At 66.6% G+C, this 14068-nt stretch carries 11 protein-coding genes, 3 pseudogenes and 1 riboswitch; of the genes and pseudogenes, 7 read left to right on the forward strand and 7 right to left on the reverse strand.

Features of this window, described 5'->3' with window-relative positions:
• Nucleotides 1-21: 21 nt before the first annotated feature.
• Complete coding sequence (locus tag ACPEE0_RS00275; RefSeq protein WP_407710214.1) at nt 22-822, forward strand: energy-coupling factor transporter transmembrane component T family protein; 801 nt, start codon at nt 22-24, stop codon at nt 820-822.
• Here the strand turns inward: ACPEE0_RS00275 and ACPEE0_RS00280 are convergent.
• Nucleotides 819-1652: a hypothetical protein gene (locus tag ACPEE0_RS00280; RefSeq protein ID WP_009357407.1), complete on the reverse strand. Its 834-nt coding sequence runs from the start codon at nt 1650-1652 to the stop codon at nt 819-821. The genes ACPEE0_RS00275 and ACPEE0_RS00280 overlap by 4 nt on opposite strands.
• Nucleotides 1653-1852: 200 nt before the next feature.
• Here ACPEE0_RS00280 and ACPEE0_RS00285 point away from each other — a divergent pair.
• From ACPEE0_RS00285 to ACPEE0_RS00295, 3 genes and pseudogenes are all read left to right on the forward strand, one after another.
• Nucleotides 1853-3374 (forward strand): annotated as a pseudogene (locus ACPEE0_RS00285) (UDP-N-acetylglucosamine 1-carboxyvinyltransferase).
• Between the two features lie 67 nt (nt 3375-3441).
• Nucleotides 3442-4671 (forward strand): glutamate--cysteine ligase 2, encoded by a 1230-nt coding sequence (locus ACPEE0_RS00290; RefSeq protein WP_009357405.1) that lies wholly within the window; start codon nt 3442-3444, stop codon nt 4669-4671.
• Between the two features lie 49 nt (nt 4672-4720).
• Nucleotides 4721-5044: a DUF1905 domain-containing protein gene (locus tag ACPEE0_RS00295; protein WP_354175756.1), complete on the forward strand. Its 324-nt coding sequence runs from the start codon at nt 4721-4723 to the stop codon at nt 5042-5044.
• Here ACPEE0_RS00295 and ACPEE0_RS00300 read toward each other — a convergent pair.
• Genes ACPEE0_RS00300 through ACPEE0_RS00310 form a run of 3 tightly spaced genes read right to left on the reverse strand, consistent with a single transcriptional unit; the run spans nt 5041 to nt 6929 of the window.
• Nucleotides 5041-6249 carry an O-succinylhomoserine sulfhydrylase gene (locus ACPEE0_RS00300; RefSeq protein WP_424573739.1) on the reverse strand — a complete coding sequence of 403 codons (1209 nt, stop codon included), beginning with the start codon at nt 6247-6249 and terminating at the stop codon, nt 5041-5043. The two genes, ACPEE0_RS00295 and ACPEE0_RS00300, sit on opposite strands and share 4 nt — an antisense overlap.
• Nucleotides 6250-6660 carry a rhodanese-like domain-containing protein gene (locus ACPEE0_RS00305; protein WP_009357404.1) on the reverse strand — a complete coding sequence of 137 codons (411 nt, stop codon included), beginning with the start codon at nt 6658-6660 and terminating at the stop codon, nt 6250-6252. It lies immediately after the preceding gene.
• Nucleotides 6657-6929, reverse strand: coding sequence for a DUF1737 domain-containing protein (locus ACPEE0_RS00310; RefSeq protein WP_009357403.1), 273 nt, complete (start codon nt 6927-6929; stop codon nt 6657-6659). The genes ACPEE0_RS00305 and ACPEE0_RS00310 overlap by 4 nt, the downstream gene beginning before the upstream one ends.
• A gap of 13 nt (nt 6930-6942) precedes the next feature.
• Nucleotides 6943-7058, reverse strand: a riboswitch (SAM riboswitch).
• 237 nt (nt 7059-7295) lie between these two features.
• Here ACPEE0_RS00310 and opgC point away from each other — a divergent pair.
• A pseudogene (opgC, locus tag ACPEE0_RS00315) lies at nt 7296-9742 on the forward strand (OpgC domain-containing protein).
• Nucleotides 9743-9849: 107 nt separating this feature from the next.
• On the opposite strand, the gene ACPEE0_RS00320 reads toward opgC, so the two are convergent.
• Entirely contained in the window at nt 9850-10104 is a 255-nt protein-coding gene (locus ACPEE0_RS00320; RefSeq protein ID WP_133347579.1) for a hypothetical protein, read from the reverse strand.
• A 227-nt stretch (nt 10105-10331) separates the two neighbouring features.
• Here ACPEE0_RS00320 and ACPEE0_RS00325 point away from each other — a divergent pair, with 227 nt between their 5' ends.
• Nucleotides 10332-11027 carry a TetR/AcrR family transcriptional regulator C-terminal domain-containing protein gene (locus ACPEE0_RS00325; RefSeq protein WP_009357400.1) on the forward strand — a complete coding sequence of 232 codons (696 nt, stop codon included), beginning with the start codon at nt 10332-10334 and terminating at the stop codon, nt 11025-11027.
• A gap of 31 nt (nt 11028-11058) precedes the next feature.
• Here ACPEE0_RS00325 and ACPEE0_RS00330 read toward each other — a convergent pair whose 3' ends face one another.
• Together ACPEE0_RS00330 and ACPEE0_RS00335 are read right to left on the reverse strand one after the other, a co-directional pair.
• On the reverse strand, nt 11059-11526 hold the full coding sequence (locus tag ACPEE0_RS00330; protein WP_009357399.1) for a pyridoxamine 5'-phosphate oxidase family protein: 468 nt from the start codon (nt 11524-11526) through the stop codon (nt 11059-11061).
• Nucleotides 11527-11567: 41 nt separating this feature from the next.
• Nucleotides 11568-12497, reverse strand: a complete 930-nt coding sequence (locus tag ACPEE0_RS00335) for an aminodeoxychorismate lyase (RefSeq protein WP_009357398.1) — start codon at nt 12495-12497, stop codon at nt 11568-11570.
• Nucleotides 12498-12628: 131 nt separating this feature from the next.
• On the opposite strand from ACPEE0_RS00335, the pseudogene cls reads away from it, so the two are divergent.
• A pseudogene (cls, locus tag ACPEE0_RS00340) lies at nt 12629-14067 on the forward strand (cardiolipin synthase).
• Nucleotide 14068: the final 1 nt, after the last annotated feature.

The following is a 14068-nucleotide window of genomic DNA, read 5'->3' on the forward strand; positions in this document are numbered from 1 at the left end:
CGCTGTGAGAAAGGCTGACCTGTGAGGCAGGAACTGCACCTGCGCGGCAACAACGCCCTGCTGACCCGCGCCAACCCGCTCAGCAAGCTGGCCGCCGTCATCCTGATCACTGTGGTCCTGGCACTCTCCATCGACTGGGTGTCCGCCACGGTGGCGCTGGCCTTCGAAGTCCTGCTGTTCCCGCTTGCAGGGCTCACGCCCACGCTGCTCTGGCAGCGCGGCTGGCCGCTGATCCTTGCCGCCGCCGTGGGCGGCTGGAGCACCTCTATCCTGGCGCCGGACAGCGGACGGACGCTGATCGACGTCGGCATCTGGACCATGAGCGAAGGGTCCCTGGAGACGGGACTCGGGTTCATGCTCCGCGGCCTGGCCATCGCGCTGCCGGCGGTGCTGCTGATGAGCTGCACCGATCCGACGGACCTGGCAGACGCGCTGGCCCAGAAGGCGCGCCTGCCGCACCGGTTCGTGCTCGGCACGCTGGCCGCCATGCGCCTGGTGGGCATGCTGGCTGAGGAGTGGCAGACCATTGGCATGGCGCGGCGCGCACGGGGCGTGGGGTCACGGGGCAGCGTCCTGCAACGGGTGAAAGCCACGCTGGGGCAAAGCTTCGGCCTCCTGGTGCAGGCCATCCGGCGGGCGTCGAGGCTGGCAGTCACCATGGAGGCGCGCGGATTCGGCGGCGGGACCCGCACCTGGGCCCGCGCCTCAACGTACAGCGTGCTGGATGCGTGGGTGCTGGCGGGCGGGCTGCTCATGGCAGGACTCGCCGTGGTGGCCGCCGTGTCTGCCGGCACCTGGAACATGGTGTGGCTGGGAGGCTAGGGTTCCTGGGTGCACGAGTGGTTGTAGTCGAAGCCCCGCGCCACGAACTGGGTGAGGACCACCTTGCCGCCGCCCGTTAGCGGTTCCTTGAGGCATGCCCCGGCGGCCCGGTACGCGTTGCGGGCGCCAGCCAGCCAGCTCGGCAACGGGTACAGGTTACTGGTGCTGCTGACGCTGCCCACGATCCGGCCCCACTGCAGGGACGTGGAGTAGATGCCTACTCCCTTGACATTGATGCTGTGGAAGAAGTCCGTCATGCCCTCCAGGACCGCGCGGTTGGCGTCCTTGTCGCCGGACCAGCTGTTTTCGGTCTCCACATCCAGCCACCACACATAGTCGGCGGGGTTGCTGATGCCGCGGATGTAGGCGTCGTCGTAGGCCTTGGCCCAGCCGTACATGTAGGCGCAGGCCTTGCCGTAGTTGCCCTCCCTGCAGGGGCCGTAGGGGTTGTGGACCTGCCGGCCGATGGGGTATTCGTCGCTGTCCGGCCACCAGGACCCGGAGCTGCCCGGGTTCGCGGTATTGACGTACAGCGACACAGCCGGCTGGCCGGGCAAACCGGGGGAGGAGGCTGCCCACTCAAGCTGTTCCGCCAGGCAGGGGTTGGTGTTGTTCGCGAGGCCGTTGTTGACGCCGACGATGCCGAACGCCTGCCCCTTCGGCAGCTCCCTGTCGCATTGCGGCCAGGACACATCATTGCCGAGCAGCGCCTGGCCGCCCTCGCCCGGCGAGGGCGCCGCAGAAACAGGACCCGCTACAGCCAGCAGCACGGCTGCCGCCAGCAGCCAGGCAAGCCTGAGCGGGAACGGACGGGCATGGGGCCGGAACATTGCGCCTTTCGTTATTGCCAGAGAAGGAATGTTCCCTCCAAGTCTCCCGCCGTGGCGGCGGCGGAACAAGCATCGGATGCTCAAGAATGAAGGCTGATCCATCAAGATCTCTATCGCATATATCGGGTACTAAAGCGCTTGTGAGGGCCGTTACGTGCCTGTAATGAGGGGGAATAACTCATTTATGATATATTTTTGCCATGACGCAGGAAACCGCTGAGCACGTTGCCGCCATGCTGAGGGACGCCCGGAATGAGAAGGGCTGGACCCAGGGCCAGTTGGCCGCCGAACTGGGAACCAGCCAGAGCGCGGTGGCCCGGATGGAGCAGGGAAAGCAAAACCTGAGCCTGAAAATGATCCAGCGCCTGGAAAGCATCTTCGACCGGAGCATCGTCAACGTTGGCAAGCCGCAGATGACGCACCTGCGCGTGGAGGGCGGACGGACCCTGTCCGGCGCCGTCGACGTGAACAGCAGCAAGAACGCCGGCGTCGCCCTGCTCTGTGCCAGCCTGATCAACCGCGGCACTACCGTGCTCCGCCGCCTGGCCAGGATCGAGGAAGTCAACCGGATCGTTGAGGTCCTGACCAGCATTGGCGTGGAGTGCACCTGGCTGAATGACACTGACCTGAGGCTCCGCCGGCCGGCCGTCCTGGACCTTGACGCGATGGATGTGGATGCCGCCCGCCGCACCCGCAGCGTGATCATGCTGCTGGGACCGTTGCTGGACGAGACGGAGGAGTACCGGCTTCCCTATGCCGGAGGGTGCGATCTGGGCACCCGCACTGTTGAGCCGCACATGCAGGCCCTGCGCCAGTTCGGTCTTTCGGTGGAGGCCACGGCGGGCTTCTACACCATCCAGGCACCGCCGGCTGACACGCAGGACCGTTCCTTCGTCCTCACCGAGCGCGGCGATACCGTCACCGAAAATGCCATCATGGCCGCCGCCCACCGTGAGGGCACCACTGTCATCCGCAATGCCAGCCCCAACTACATGGTCCAGGACCTTTGCTTCTACCTGCAGATGCTGGGTGTGGTTATCGACGGCGTGGGTACCACCACCCTCAGCATTACGGGCCGGCCAGTCATCAACGCGGACATTGAGTACTACCCGTCGGAGGACCCGATTGAGGCCATGAGCCTCATCACCGCCGGGATCGTCACAAATTCCGAGGTCACGGTCCGCCGCGTGCCCATCGAGTTCATGGAGATCGAGCTCGCCACCCTTGGCCAGATGGGGCAGCAGCTGGAAATTTCCGGCGAGTACATGGCGCGCAACGGCCGCACCCGCCTGGTGGATGTCACCACCAAGCCGTCGGAGCTGCGTGCACCCGAGGACAAATCCACCCATGCCGTTCCCCGGCCTCAACATCGACAACCTGCCGTTCTTCGCCGTCATAGCAGCCAACGCCTCGGGCCAGACCATGATCCACGACTGGGTCTACGAAAACCGTGCCATCTACCTGACCGAACTGAACCGGCTGGGTGCCCAGGTGCAGCTGCTGGATCCGCACCGCATCTACGTCAACGGCCCCACCAAGTGGCGCGCCGCGGAAGTGGGCTGCCCGCCCGCGCTGCGGCCGGCGGCGTGCCTGCTGCTGGCCATGCTGGCGGCCCGCGGGGTGTCCGAACTGCGGAACATCTACGTTATCGAGCGCGGGTACGAGGACCTGGCGGAGAGGCTGAATACCATCGGCGCCAAGGTGGAGTACTTCCAGGACTGAGCATTAACGCTTCGTCATGAACGGCGGGGCCCCTCCAAATACGATCCCATTGCCGCAGAATGTCACTATGCGTACATTCGGCGTGGAGGAAGAGCTCCTGATTGTTGATCCGGAGACCGGGGAGCCGCTGGCGCTGGCTGACGCCCTGCTGTCCGGCCGCCGGGTGGCTGCCGACGATTCCGCCCAGGATCCGCGCCTGCTCGAGACCGAGGACAAGACGGTTTACGACGACGACGAGATGGGCCTGAGTGCCGAGCTGAAGCTTGAGCAGATTGAGACCCAGACCCGGCCCTGCCTGGAGTACGGCAGCCTGCTGGAGCAGATCAGGGCCGGAAGGATGCTCGCGGACGAGGCCGCGAAGAAACACAACGCCCGCGTTGCCGCGCTTGCCACGTCGCCGCTGGGCCTGAACAGCCACACCACTCCTGATCCGCGCTACGCCAGGATGCTGGAACGCTTCGGGCTGACCGCCCAGGAGCAGCTGACCTGCGGCTTCCACGTCCACACCTTCGTGGAGTCACCCGACGAAGGCGTGGCGGTCCTGGACCGCATCCGCGACAAACTCGCCGTGCTCACGGCGCTGAGCGCCAACTCGCCGTTCTGGAACGGGCTGGAGACAGGTTTTGAAAGCTACCGGACCCAGGCCTGGAACCGCTGGCCAACCGCGGGGCCGGCCGGCATCTACGGCACCTACCCCGCCTACCGCCGGCTGGTCACGAGGCTGCTGGACACGGGCGTGATGCTGGACGAAGGGATGATCTATTTTGATGCCCGGCTGTCCCGCAACCATCCCACCGTGGAGGTGCGGGTTGCGGACGTCTGCCTGCGCGCCGACGACGCCGCCCTCCTTGCCGTCCTGGTCCGTGCCCTCGTGGAGACCGCCGGCCGGGAGTGGCGCGAAGGCGTCGACCCTGCACCGGTTCCGACCGCGCTGCTGAGGATGGCGTCCTGGCAGGCGAGCAGTGGAGGGCTCGGCGGGGAACTGCTGGACTTCGGAAGCTTCCGGCCCGCGCCCGCGCCTGACGTGGCGCGCGCCCTGGTGGACTACCTCGCGCCGGTGCTCGAGGAGCAGGGTGAGCTCGACCTGGCGCGGCAGGGCGTAGAGGCGATCATCGCGCGCGGCACAGGGGCAGCGGAACAACGCCGGGTCCATGACCAGGAGCTGGCGGGACCGCCGCCTGAGGACATGGGGTTCGGTGCCGTAGTGAGGCACGCCGTGAACGTCACCATGCGCGGCAACCTTGACCTCTCCGAAGTCGATGCCGTTCCCGACCTGCTGCGGGTGCGGCAGGCCTAGCCGGACGGCAGCCGTGGCGTTAGGGAAGGCCACGTGCCATACTCGGCGCGTGGCGCCGTCGTACTCTTTCCATGCCGAGCTTTGGCTCTATCCCGGCGAAGCGGGATGGCACTTCCTCACGCTGCCGCCGGACGTGGCGGACGACATTGCGGAGCAAAGCGAAGCCGGGAACAAGGCCTTCGGCTCGGTCAAGGTCGCGGTGGAGATCGGCGGCCACCGCTGGGAGACGTCCATCTTCCCGGACAACAAGATGGGCTCATACCTGCTGCCCGTCAAGAAGGCTGTCCGGGACAAAGCGCGGATCAGGGCGGGCGACGCCGTGGACGTCCGGCTGGAGCTCCAGCCGGACGATGTACCGCGGGATAAAAGCTAGATCTGCTTCAGGGCCTGTTCGAGGTCGCGGATCAGGTCGTCGGCATCCTCGAGCCCGACGGACAGGCGCACCACGCCGTCGCTGAGCCCGATGGCAGCCCGCCCCTCCGGCCCCATCGCGCGGTGCGTGGTGGTGGCCGGGTGCGTGATCAGGGACTTCGAGTCGCCCAGGTTGTTGGAGATGTCGATGATCCGCAGCCCGTCCAGCAGCGCGAAGGCGGCTTCCTTGCCCGAGCGGCCGCCGGAGGGGGGCAGTTCCAGGGTGAGCACCGTGCCGCCGGCACGCATCTGCTTCGCTGCGAGGTCGTACTGCGGGTGGGACTTCAGCAGCGGGTACTTCACCCAGCTCACGGCAGGCTGCTGCTCCAGCCATTCAGCGAGCCGGAGGGCGGTGGCGGAAGAGTGGTTGACACGCAGCGCCATGGTCTCCAGGCCCTTGGTCAGCACCCACGCGTTGAACGGCGACAGCGACGGGCCGGTGTGGCGCATCAGCTGCTTGACCGGGCCCTCGATGTACTCCTTGGTGCCCAGGATGGCACCGCCCATCACCCGGCCCTGGCCGTCGATGTGCTTGGTGCCCGAGTAGACAATGACGTCCGCGCCCAGCTGGCCGCAGCGCTGGAGCAGGGGAGTGGCAAAGACGTTGTCGACGACGACGGTGGCCCCGGCGGCGTGCGCGAGTTCGCTGACCGCGGCGATGTCCACGATCTCCTGCATCGGGTTGGACGGGGACTCGAAGAAGACGGCGGTGGTGGGCTGGGACAGGGCGGCGCGCCACTGCTCCAGGTCCGGGCCGTCCACGAACACCGTCTCCACGCCCCACCGCGGCAGGATCTCATTCAGGATGACGAAGCAGGAACCGAAGAGCGAACGGGCGGCCACCACGCGGTCCCCGGCAGCCAGCAGGGCGCCCAGGGCGGTGAAGACGGCGGACATGCCGGACGCAGTGGCGAAGCATGCCTCCGTGCCCTCGAGCAGCCGGAGCCGCTCCTGGAAGGTTGCCACGGAGGGGTTGCCGTACCGGGAGTAGACGAAGCGCTCGTCCTCGCCGGTGAAGGCGCGTTCCGCAGCGGCGGCGGATTCGTACACGAAGCCCGAGTTCAGGAAGACCGCTTCGGAGGTTTCCTGGAAGTTGGTGCGATCCAGCCCGCCGCGGACGGCCTGGGTGTCGGGGTTCCAGCCGGCGGCGTCGTTATTGAAGGTCACTTAGTTCTTTCCGAGGTTGGTCGGCAGGCCGCGGTTCTTCCAGCCATTGACGGTCCGTTCGCCGTAGCGGTCCGGATCGCCTTCGAAGCCCTCCAGGACGTTGTAGGAGGTGAAACCGGCCTGCGTCGCGGCGATGGCGGCGGAGATGGAACGCTGGCCGGAGCGGCAGATGAACACCAATTCGGTACTGGAGTCTTCCGGCGCCTGCTGGCTCAGGTCCTTGAGGAAATCCGGGTTGGGAATGCCGCCGGGGAAGGTCCACTGGATGAACAGCGGATCGTTGTCCGTGGCCTTGGTGTCCGGGATGCCGATGTGGGCCCATTCGCCTTCGGTGCGCACGTCCACCAGGATGGCACCCTGCTCAAGCTTGGCCCAGGCTTCCTCCGGCGTCAGGTCTCCTGCGTAGCTCATGCGTGGCCCTCGCCGTCGAACTCGAGGTCCTCGTTGGCTGCTTCCAGGTCGTCAACAGCGGTGGCGACGGCGGCGTCCGCCGAGGCGATGGCGGCGGGCAGGACGACGGCCTGGGCCACGATGACGCTGGTGCCGTTGAAGGCTGCCGCCGGGCTTCCGTGCAGGACGTAGCCTTCGGCGAGCGCGGTGGAGATCCGCTCACAGAATTCACGGTTGTCCGGGCCGCTGATGAGGCGGTAGGACAGCTTTTCTTCGGGGGCGTCGGACACGACGGATCTCCTTCTCTCACGCTTGCAGCTCGAATCGGTCGATATGCCGAGTATTCACCTGAGGCACCCCGCCGCGGAAGGAGGGTTGCCGACCGGCCAGTCAGGGCTTGGCGCCGGTACTCGATTACTCCCCAAAAACGTAACATCTGGCACCGGCGGCCGCATCGCCGTTGTCGTCATGTTGCGTAACTGAAGCGGAAACGCTGCCGGGGATGCGGTCGCGGTGCCCTTCCCGGGGACGGCCGACGGCGGCATTACAGCAGGTGGGAGGGCTTTTTCTATCCCATCGCGGGAGGGGCGGCCCGATACAGTTCTTAGGGGGCAGCGCCCCGCCGTCGAAGATCAGCACTGGGGGTCCCTTTGAACATGCGAACAGCCGCGCCCTGCCGCCTCCGCCTGGCCTGGGCGTTCCTTGCCGCACTTGTTGTTGCATGTGTGGCAGCGGTCCTGTCGGCGGGGCCGGCCCGGGCGGCCGAACCCGCCCCGGATGCAGGGGAGCCGATGCTCGGCGTCGTCCTGGAATGGGGCGAGGACACTGCCGCGGGGTTTGCCGAGCGGCTGGGAGCGTCGCCGGCTGTCTTTGGACACGACATCGCCTTTCCGTACCGGTCCTCCGAGCAGAACGACATCAAGGGCTTCCTTGAACAGTCATCGCTTCAGGGGTCCCACGCCATGCTCACGGTCAAGCCCACCGTGCCGCTGGACCAGATCGACGCCGCGGCTGCCGGATCATTCGCTCGGGAAATCCGCCGGTTGACCGCACAGTTCCAGGGCCAGGTGCTGGTGCGGTTTGCCCCGGACATGAACGCCGGCTGGGTGGAGTGGGGCCAGCAGCCGGCCGCGTACCGGGAGGCGTTCCGGACAGTGTCCGCGGCGTTCAAGGATTCCGGCGACGGCCGGACAGTCATGGTCTGGGAGCCGTTCCTGGGCAAGGATTACCCCTTTGACCGGAACCGGAACGCCCCGGCTCCCGGCAGCGACGGGTTCGAACTGCTGGATACAAACGGCGACGGCGCCTGGGACGGGTCCGACAGCGCCTACGAACCGTACTATCCCGGTGATGACGCCGTGGACTGGGTTGGCCTGACGGCCTTCCACGACGACACTGCCGGCGGCGCGGCCGTCAATACCCTTCCGCGCGCCGGCGAGCTGGCGGAGATGCTGACGGCTTCAGGAGGCGAGAACTTCTACGCCACCTATGCCCAAGGGCGGAACAAACCGTTCCTGCTGCAGACCGCCGCTTTCTACAGCCCGGCCTCCGGCGGCGCATCCGAAGCTGAGATCAAGACCGGCTGGTGGGACCAGGTGGTAGGCACAGCCACCTCGGCGGAGTTTGGCAGGACGGCCGCGGTGGTCTGGGACGAGCGCACCAGCACCAGGGACACCGGCGTGGCCAGCATCGACTGGCTGCTGACCGGCAGCCCGGAGGTTGCCCGGGCGGCGCTGGAACGGCTGGAGGCCTCGCCCTGGTGACCGGTCCCGTCACGGAAGTGTCCGCCGGCGGCAGCGGTTATGTCCGGGCCAACACGCTGGCCGGGCCTGCAGCCTGGACCGTGGGGGCCGCGCTCGTCATCCTCCTTGTGGCTCTGTGGCAGATTCCGCGCCGCGTCAACGCCGCAACGGCCTGGAGCTATACGGACCCGTCCGGCAGGGATTCCCGCGTGGACCTGCTGCGCGGACTGGCCATTGTGTTCGTGGTGGTCAACCATCTGGGCATGACGTCCCTGTTCCAGCTGCTCACCCAGGAGGCGGTGGGCTTCGTTTCGGGTGCCGAGCTGTTTGTCCTCTTCTCCGGCCTGGTGGTGGGCATGGTGTACGGGCCACGGGTGAAGGACGATTTTGGAACGGTCGTGGACCTGACGTCACGGCGCGCCGGCAAGCTCTACCTGACGGCGCTGATCGTCCTGGTGGGTGTCTTCCTGGCTTCCCTGCTGCCGGTGTTCCGTACCGACGCGCTCACCACCTTCGTGGACCAAGGGACCGGCGGGGCAGGGCACGACGGCGCCGGACGCACCTACGACCTCTATGCAGGAATGGAGTCGCTCTTCCAGTTCCCGGTGCCGCCCCAGGTGCTTCCCGCCATCCTGCTGCTGCAGTTCGGCCCGTGGCAGTTCAATGTGATGGGGTTGTACGTGGTGCTGCTGCTGGCCAGCCCCTTCATTCTTGCTGCCCTCAACCGGGGCAAGGCCGTGTGGGTGCTGGCCGGCACCCTGGCGGTCTACGCCGTCGGCGCCACTACGCGCTTCCGGCTCCTGCCGTCGCAGTTCGAGGACTCGTTCCCGCTGCTCGTGTGGCAGGTATTGTTCGTGCTCGGCCTGGTTGCCGGATTCCACCGGCGCAGCATCGTCGCCTGGCTCTCGGCGCGGACCTGGGTGGTGGCCGCCTGCACGGCGCTCGCTTTCCTGTTGGCCTTCCTGTCCTGGGGAAATCCCTACCTGGCCAACGGCTTCGACGTCCGGCTGGCGCTCGTCGCGGACACCGTGTACCGGACGGTCTACGACGCGCTCTTTGCGAGGACGTACCTGGCGCCCGGCCGGCTGCTCAACGTCCTGGTCCTGGTGGTCGCGGCCTATGCCTTCCTCACCGCGTACTGGAAGCCCGTGCAGCGGGCCCTGGGCTGGTTCCTGATTCCGCTGGGCCGCGCCACGCTCTACGTGTTCATCATGCACGTGGTGCTGATTGCCGTGGTGGCGAACATCCCGGCCCTGCAGCAGGAGAACGTCCTGCTGAACACGGCAGCCTATGCGGCGGTGCTGGGGCTGCTGTGGGTCATGGTCCGGACGAAGTTCCTCTTCCGGATCATTCCCACCTAGGAGACGGGCCCGGCGTCGAAGGCTTTTCGAGGCATGGAAAAGCGGCGTGAACCGGGGCCGCAGCCCTTGGTTCACGCCGCCCTTGATGTCCCTGGGGCTGGTCCTGCTCAGACCAGCCCGGGGTAGCTGGCCATGATGTAGTCGGTGGCTGCGGGGCCCTTCATGTGAAGGCCGCTGCGATCCGGACTGATCCTGTCGCGCATGGCGGCCCAGAAGCTGTCCTCCGGACTGAGCGGCTGCTGGTTGATGAAGCACCAGCTGGTGTAGAGCCCGTACAGGCGGTCGCGATCGAGGACGTGTTCGGAGGTTTGGTCCAGGTAGGTGGCTTCTTGGAGAAAAATATCGAACTGCGAATGTGCCATGACGGCTTCCCTTCGCTAAGTGCGGTGGCGCCGCCGTTCGGCTACAGCAGCAGACCTCACATGCCGTGCACGCGGCAATGGAGTGTAACGAGGATCCTTCAAGAAAGGAGGACCCCAAGCGGGATTGACGCCTATCTACAGTGTAGACTGTACGCGTAGACTACACATCCGGCAAGCGTCTTGATTAACTCGCCGGAACACCGCTTTCAATGCCCAGGATGGAAAAGATGGCCCCCGCGAGAACGCCCGGCAGTACGGCCGCGCGCAAGGGCAGGCTCAGCAGGGAACTGGTCCTGGCCAAAGCCCTGGAACTGGTGGACGCCGAGGGGCTGGACGCCCTGACCATGCGCCGCCTGGGCCAGGAACTCGGCCGGGACCCGATGAGCCTCTACCGCTACGCGGAAAACCGCGCGGCCCTCCTGGACGGAGTAACCGAGCTTGTGCTCAACCAGCTCTCCATCCAGCCCAAGGATCCTGACTGGAAGGCCCAGCTCCGGCACATCGCCCACAGCCTTCGGAGCCTGGCGCTCCAGCACCCCAATGTGGTGCCGCTGCTGGTGACCAGGCCGCTGTCCACCCCCTTGGGCATGCGGCCACTGGGGACGCTCCGCCCGCTGGAACAGATCCTCTCATTGCTGATCGAGGCAGGATTCGCGCCGCCGGACGCGCTGCATGTGTACCGCGCCTACTACGGCTTCCTCTACGGCCACATCCTCAACGAGCTTCAGGAATTCGTGGTGGACCCGGAAGAGAACGAGGCCCTTCTGCGGCTGGGGCTGCACCGCCTGCCGCCGAGGGAATTTCCCCGCCTTCGGTCCCTCGGACCGGACCTGGCGACCTATGACGGGTCTGCGGAACTTGACCAGGGACTGAGCATCCTGCTGTCGGGGCTCGAATCCCAGCTGTCGGTGCATGCAGGCTAGGGTCCCCAAGCCTGGGGGCTAGCGAAACAGGCTACTCGAACGAGGCCCGCCGCCGGTCCTGCAGACGGGTGTTCCAGATATCCGGACGGGCCACCCTGAAGCGGCGGCCGGTCAGGGCGCGCGGGGAAATTCGGATGTAGTGGCTCTTCTCTCCGGGCTGCCAGGGCTCCAGCCCCAGCGCGTCCACGGCGTCCTTTTCGTCCTGGTCCTCCATGATCTCGGTGTCCCCGCGCAGCACCACGCTCCAGGCCTCCTCCGTGCGCGGGTCGTAGCCGTCGATTTCCAGGGCGGCCGGGCGCTCCTGGGCGGCGCCCCACAGCTTGGTCACCCCGGACGTGCGGAAGGCAATGCTGCGGCGGTACACCACGTAATTGATGGGGAAGATCTCCGGATGCCCGTCCACCACCAGGGCCAGGCGGCCCAGAGTGTCGTCGGCCAGGAGCTCCCAGCACTCGTCGAAGGTCAGGTTGTCAGCTGGCTGCGGCGCGCGTGAATCCATGAACCACACCCTACGGGCCAGCCGGCCGGGGGAACAGGACTTTACTGAATGCCGGCGAAAAGTTCATTCAGCTCCGCGGTCAGCTCCTTCTGCAGCGACGGCGTCCCGATCTCCTGCCCGTCAATCCGGTTGACGGGGGCGAGCAGGCGCACGCTCGAGATCAGCCAGACGGCGTCGGCGTCCAGCAGGTCCTGCGGCACCAGCGGCCCGTACCCCAGTTCCCAGCCTGCCTCCTTGGCGGCCTTGAAGAGCGCTCCCTGGGAAGTGCCGGCCAGGATTCCGCTGTCCAGCTGCGGTGTGATGAGGCGCTTGACCGGCGTGCCGTCGTCGGACTTGTCCACGTGGGCCAAAAGCACCGTGGACGTGGGGCCCTCGAGGACCCGGCCGTCGGAGGAGAAGAAAATGACGTCATCCGCGCCCTGCTTATGGGCGTGCCGGAGCGCGGCCATATTGACGGCGTAGGAGAGGGTCTTGGCGCCGAGCAGCAGCCACGGGGCCCGCTCTGCCGCATCACTGTCATAGCCGCGGTCGAGGAGGATGACGTCGATGCCGGTCTCACGCTGGCGGCGGGCGCCCGCTCCCACCGGGGATACCTGGACCCATGCGGTGGGGGCGGCGGCGCCCTCAGCCCCGCGGGTCACCACCAGCTTGACCACCAGTTCATCGTCGGCATCCGAAACAGGAGGGTGCTGGGACCGGTGTTCTGCAATGGCGGCGGCAATGGCCCGGCGCCACTGGTCCTGGCCGGGGATGGCGAGGTCCAGCGCTTTCCCGGAACCGTCCAGGCGGTCCAGGTGCGCCTGGATCTTCCGGACGTTGCCCCCGACGGCGAGCATGGTTTCGAACGCCCCGTCACCGCGGGTGGCTCCCTGGTCCGTGACCAGCAGTTGCGGCTGGGACGCATCGGCCAGACGGCCGTCCGGGAAGGCAGAGTCAAGGAAAACAAGAACCACGGAAGCAGGTGACGTCATGGCTCCAGCTTAGTGCGGCGCCGCGCCGATAAGCTGGGCTGAGTGCCCCGGCAGGAAACCGTCCGCCGGGAGCCGATGAGCCGGGGGTTTGTCAGTTGTTGTGGCCATTTTCGCTTGCCGGCACCGCACCGATGTGGGTGGTGGTGCTGCTCGGCGTCGCCGACCTGGTGATCAGGGTGCTCGCCGTGGGCATCATTCCCGGAAACCGCCGCCCCACCACGGCGATGGCGTGGCTTCTGGGTATCTTCTTTGTGCCTTTCGTGGGAATTGTCCTGTTCCTGCTGTTCGGAAACTTCAGGCTTTCCAGCCGGCGCCGCGAGCAGCAGCAGCAGGTCAACGAGAGGGTCCGGGCCGGCATCTCCTCGCTCGCCGACGTCGAAAGCCACTATCCGGGGCCCGAATGGGTGACCTCCGCAGCGGAGCTGAACCGCCGGCTGGGATCCCTGCCCATGGTGGACGGCAACTCGGTTGACCTCATCCCCGGGTACCCGGACTCCATCCTCGCCATGACCGAAGCCGTGCGGAAGGCGAAGAAGTTCGTCAACGCGGAGTTCTACATCATGAGCACCGACCACATCACGGACGACCTGCTCACCGCGCTGGAGGAGGCGGCCGAACGCGGCGTGGAAGTGCGCGTGCTGTTCGACCACATCGGCACCCTCCGGGTCCAGGGCTACAGGAAGCTCCTCAAGCGCCTCAGGGCGGGCAAGATCCAGTGGAAGCGGATGCTGCCGCTCATGCCCATCCATGGCCAGTGGCGCCGGCCGGACCTCCGGAACCACCGCAAGATCATGGTGGTCGACGGCGAAATCGCCTTCACCGGTTCCCAGAACCTGATCGAGCCCTCCTACAACAACCCCCGCCACCGCAAGGCCGGACGGGAGTGGGTGGAGTTGATGGCGTGCCTGCGTGGACCGATCGTCACCACCCTGAATGTCGTTTTCGCCACCGACTGGCTGAGCGAAACCGACGAGTCGCTGGAGCACCAGCTGCAGCTGCCGGCGAACCCGCACCCGGGCAACGTCACCGCGCAGGTGGTGCCCAGCGGCCCGGGCTTCATCACCGAGAACAACCTGCGCCTCTTCAACACGCTCATCTATTCCGCGCAGCACCGCATCTCCATCTGCAGCCCGTACTTCGTGCCGGACGATTCGCTGCTGTACGCCATCACCACTGCCGCCCAGCGCGGCGTGGACGTGGAACTCTTCGTCTCCGAGAAGGGCGACCAGTTCCTGTCCACCACGCCCAGCAGTCCTACTACGAGGCACTGCTGGAGGCGGGCGTCCGGATCTACCTCTACAAGGCCCCGTTCGTCCTCCATGCCAAGCACTTCACCATCGACGACGAGGTGGCCGTTCTGGGTTCCAGCAACATGGACATGCGCTCCTTCTCGCTGAACCTCGAGGTGTCCGTGATGCTGCTGGGCGAGGACATCGTCACCAAGATGCGCGCGGTGGAGGACACCTACCGGGACATCTCGCACGAGCTTAAGCTTCCCGTCTGGCGCAACCGTCCGTTCGCGGCCCGTTACGTGGATAACGTGGCCCGGCTGACCGCGACGGTTCAGTAGC

The organism is Arthrobacter sp. SD76 (assembly GCF_049726125.1).
GTDB lineage: Bacteria > Actinomycetota > Actinomycetes > Actinomycetales > Micrococcaceae > Arthrobacter > Arthrobacter nitrophenolicus.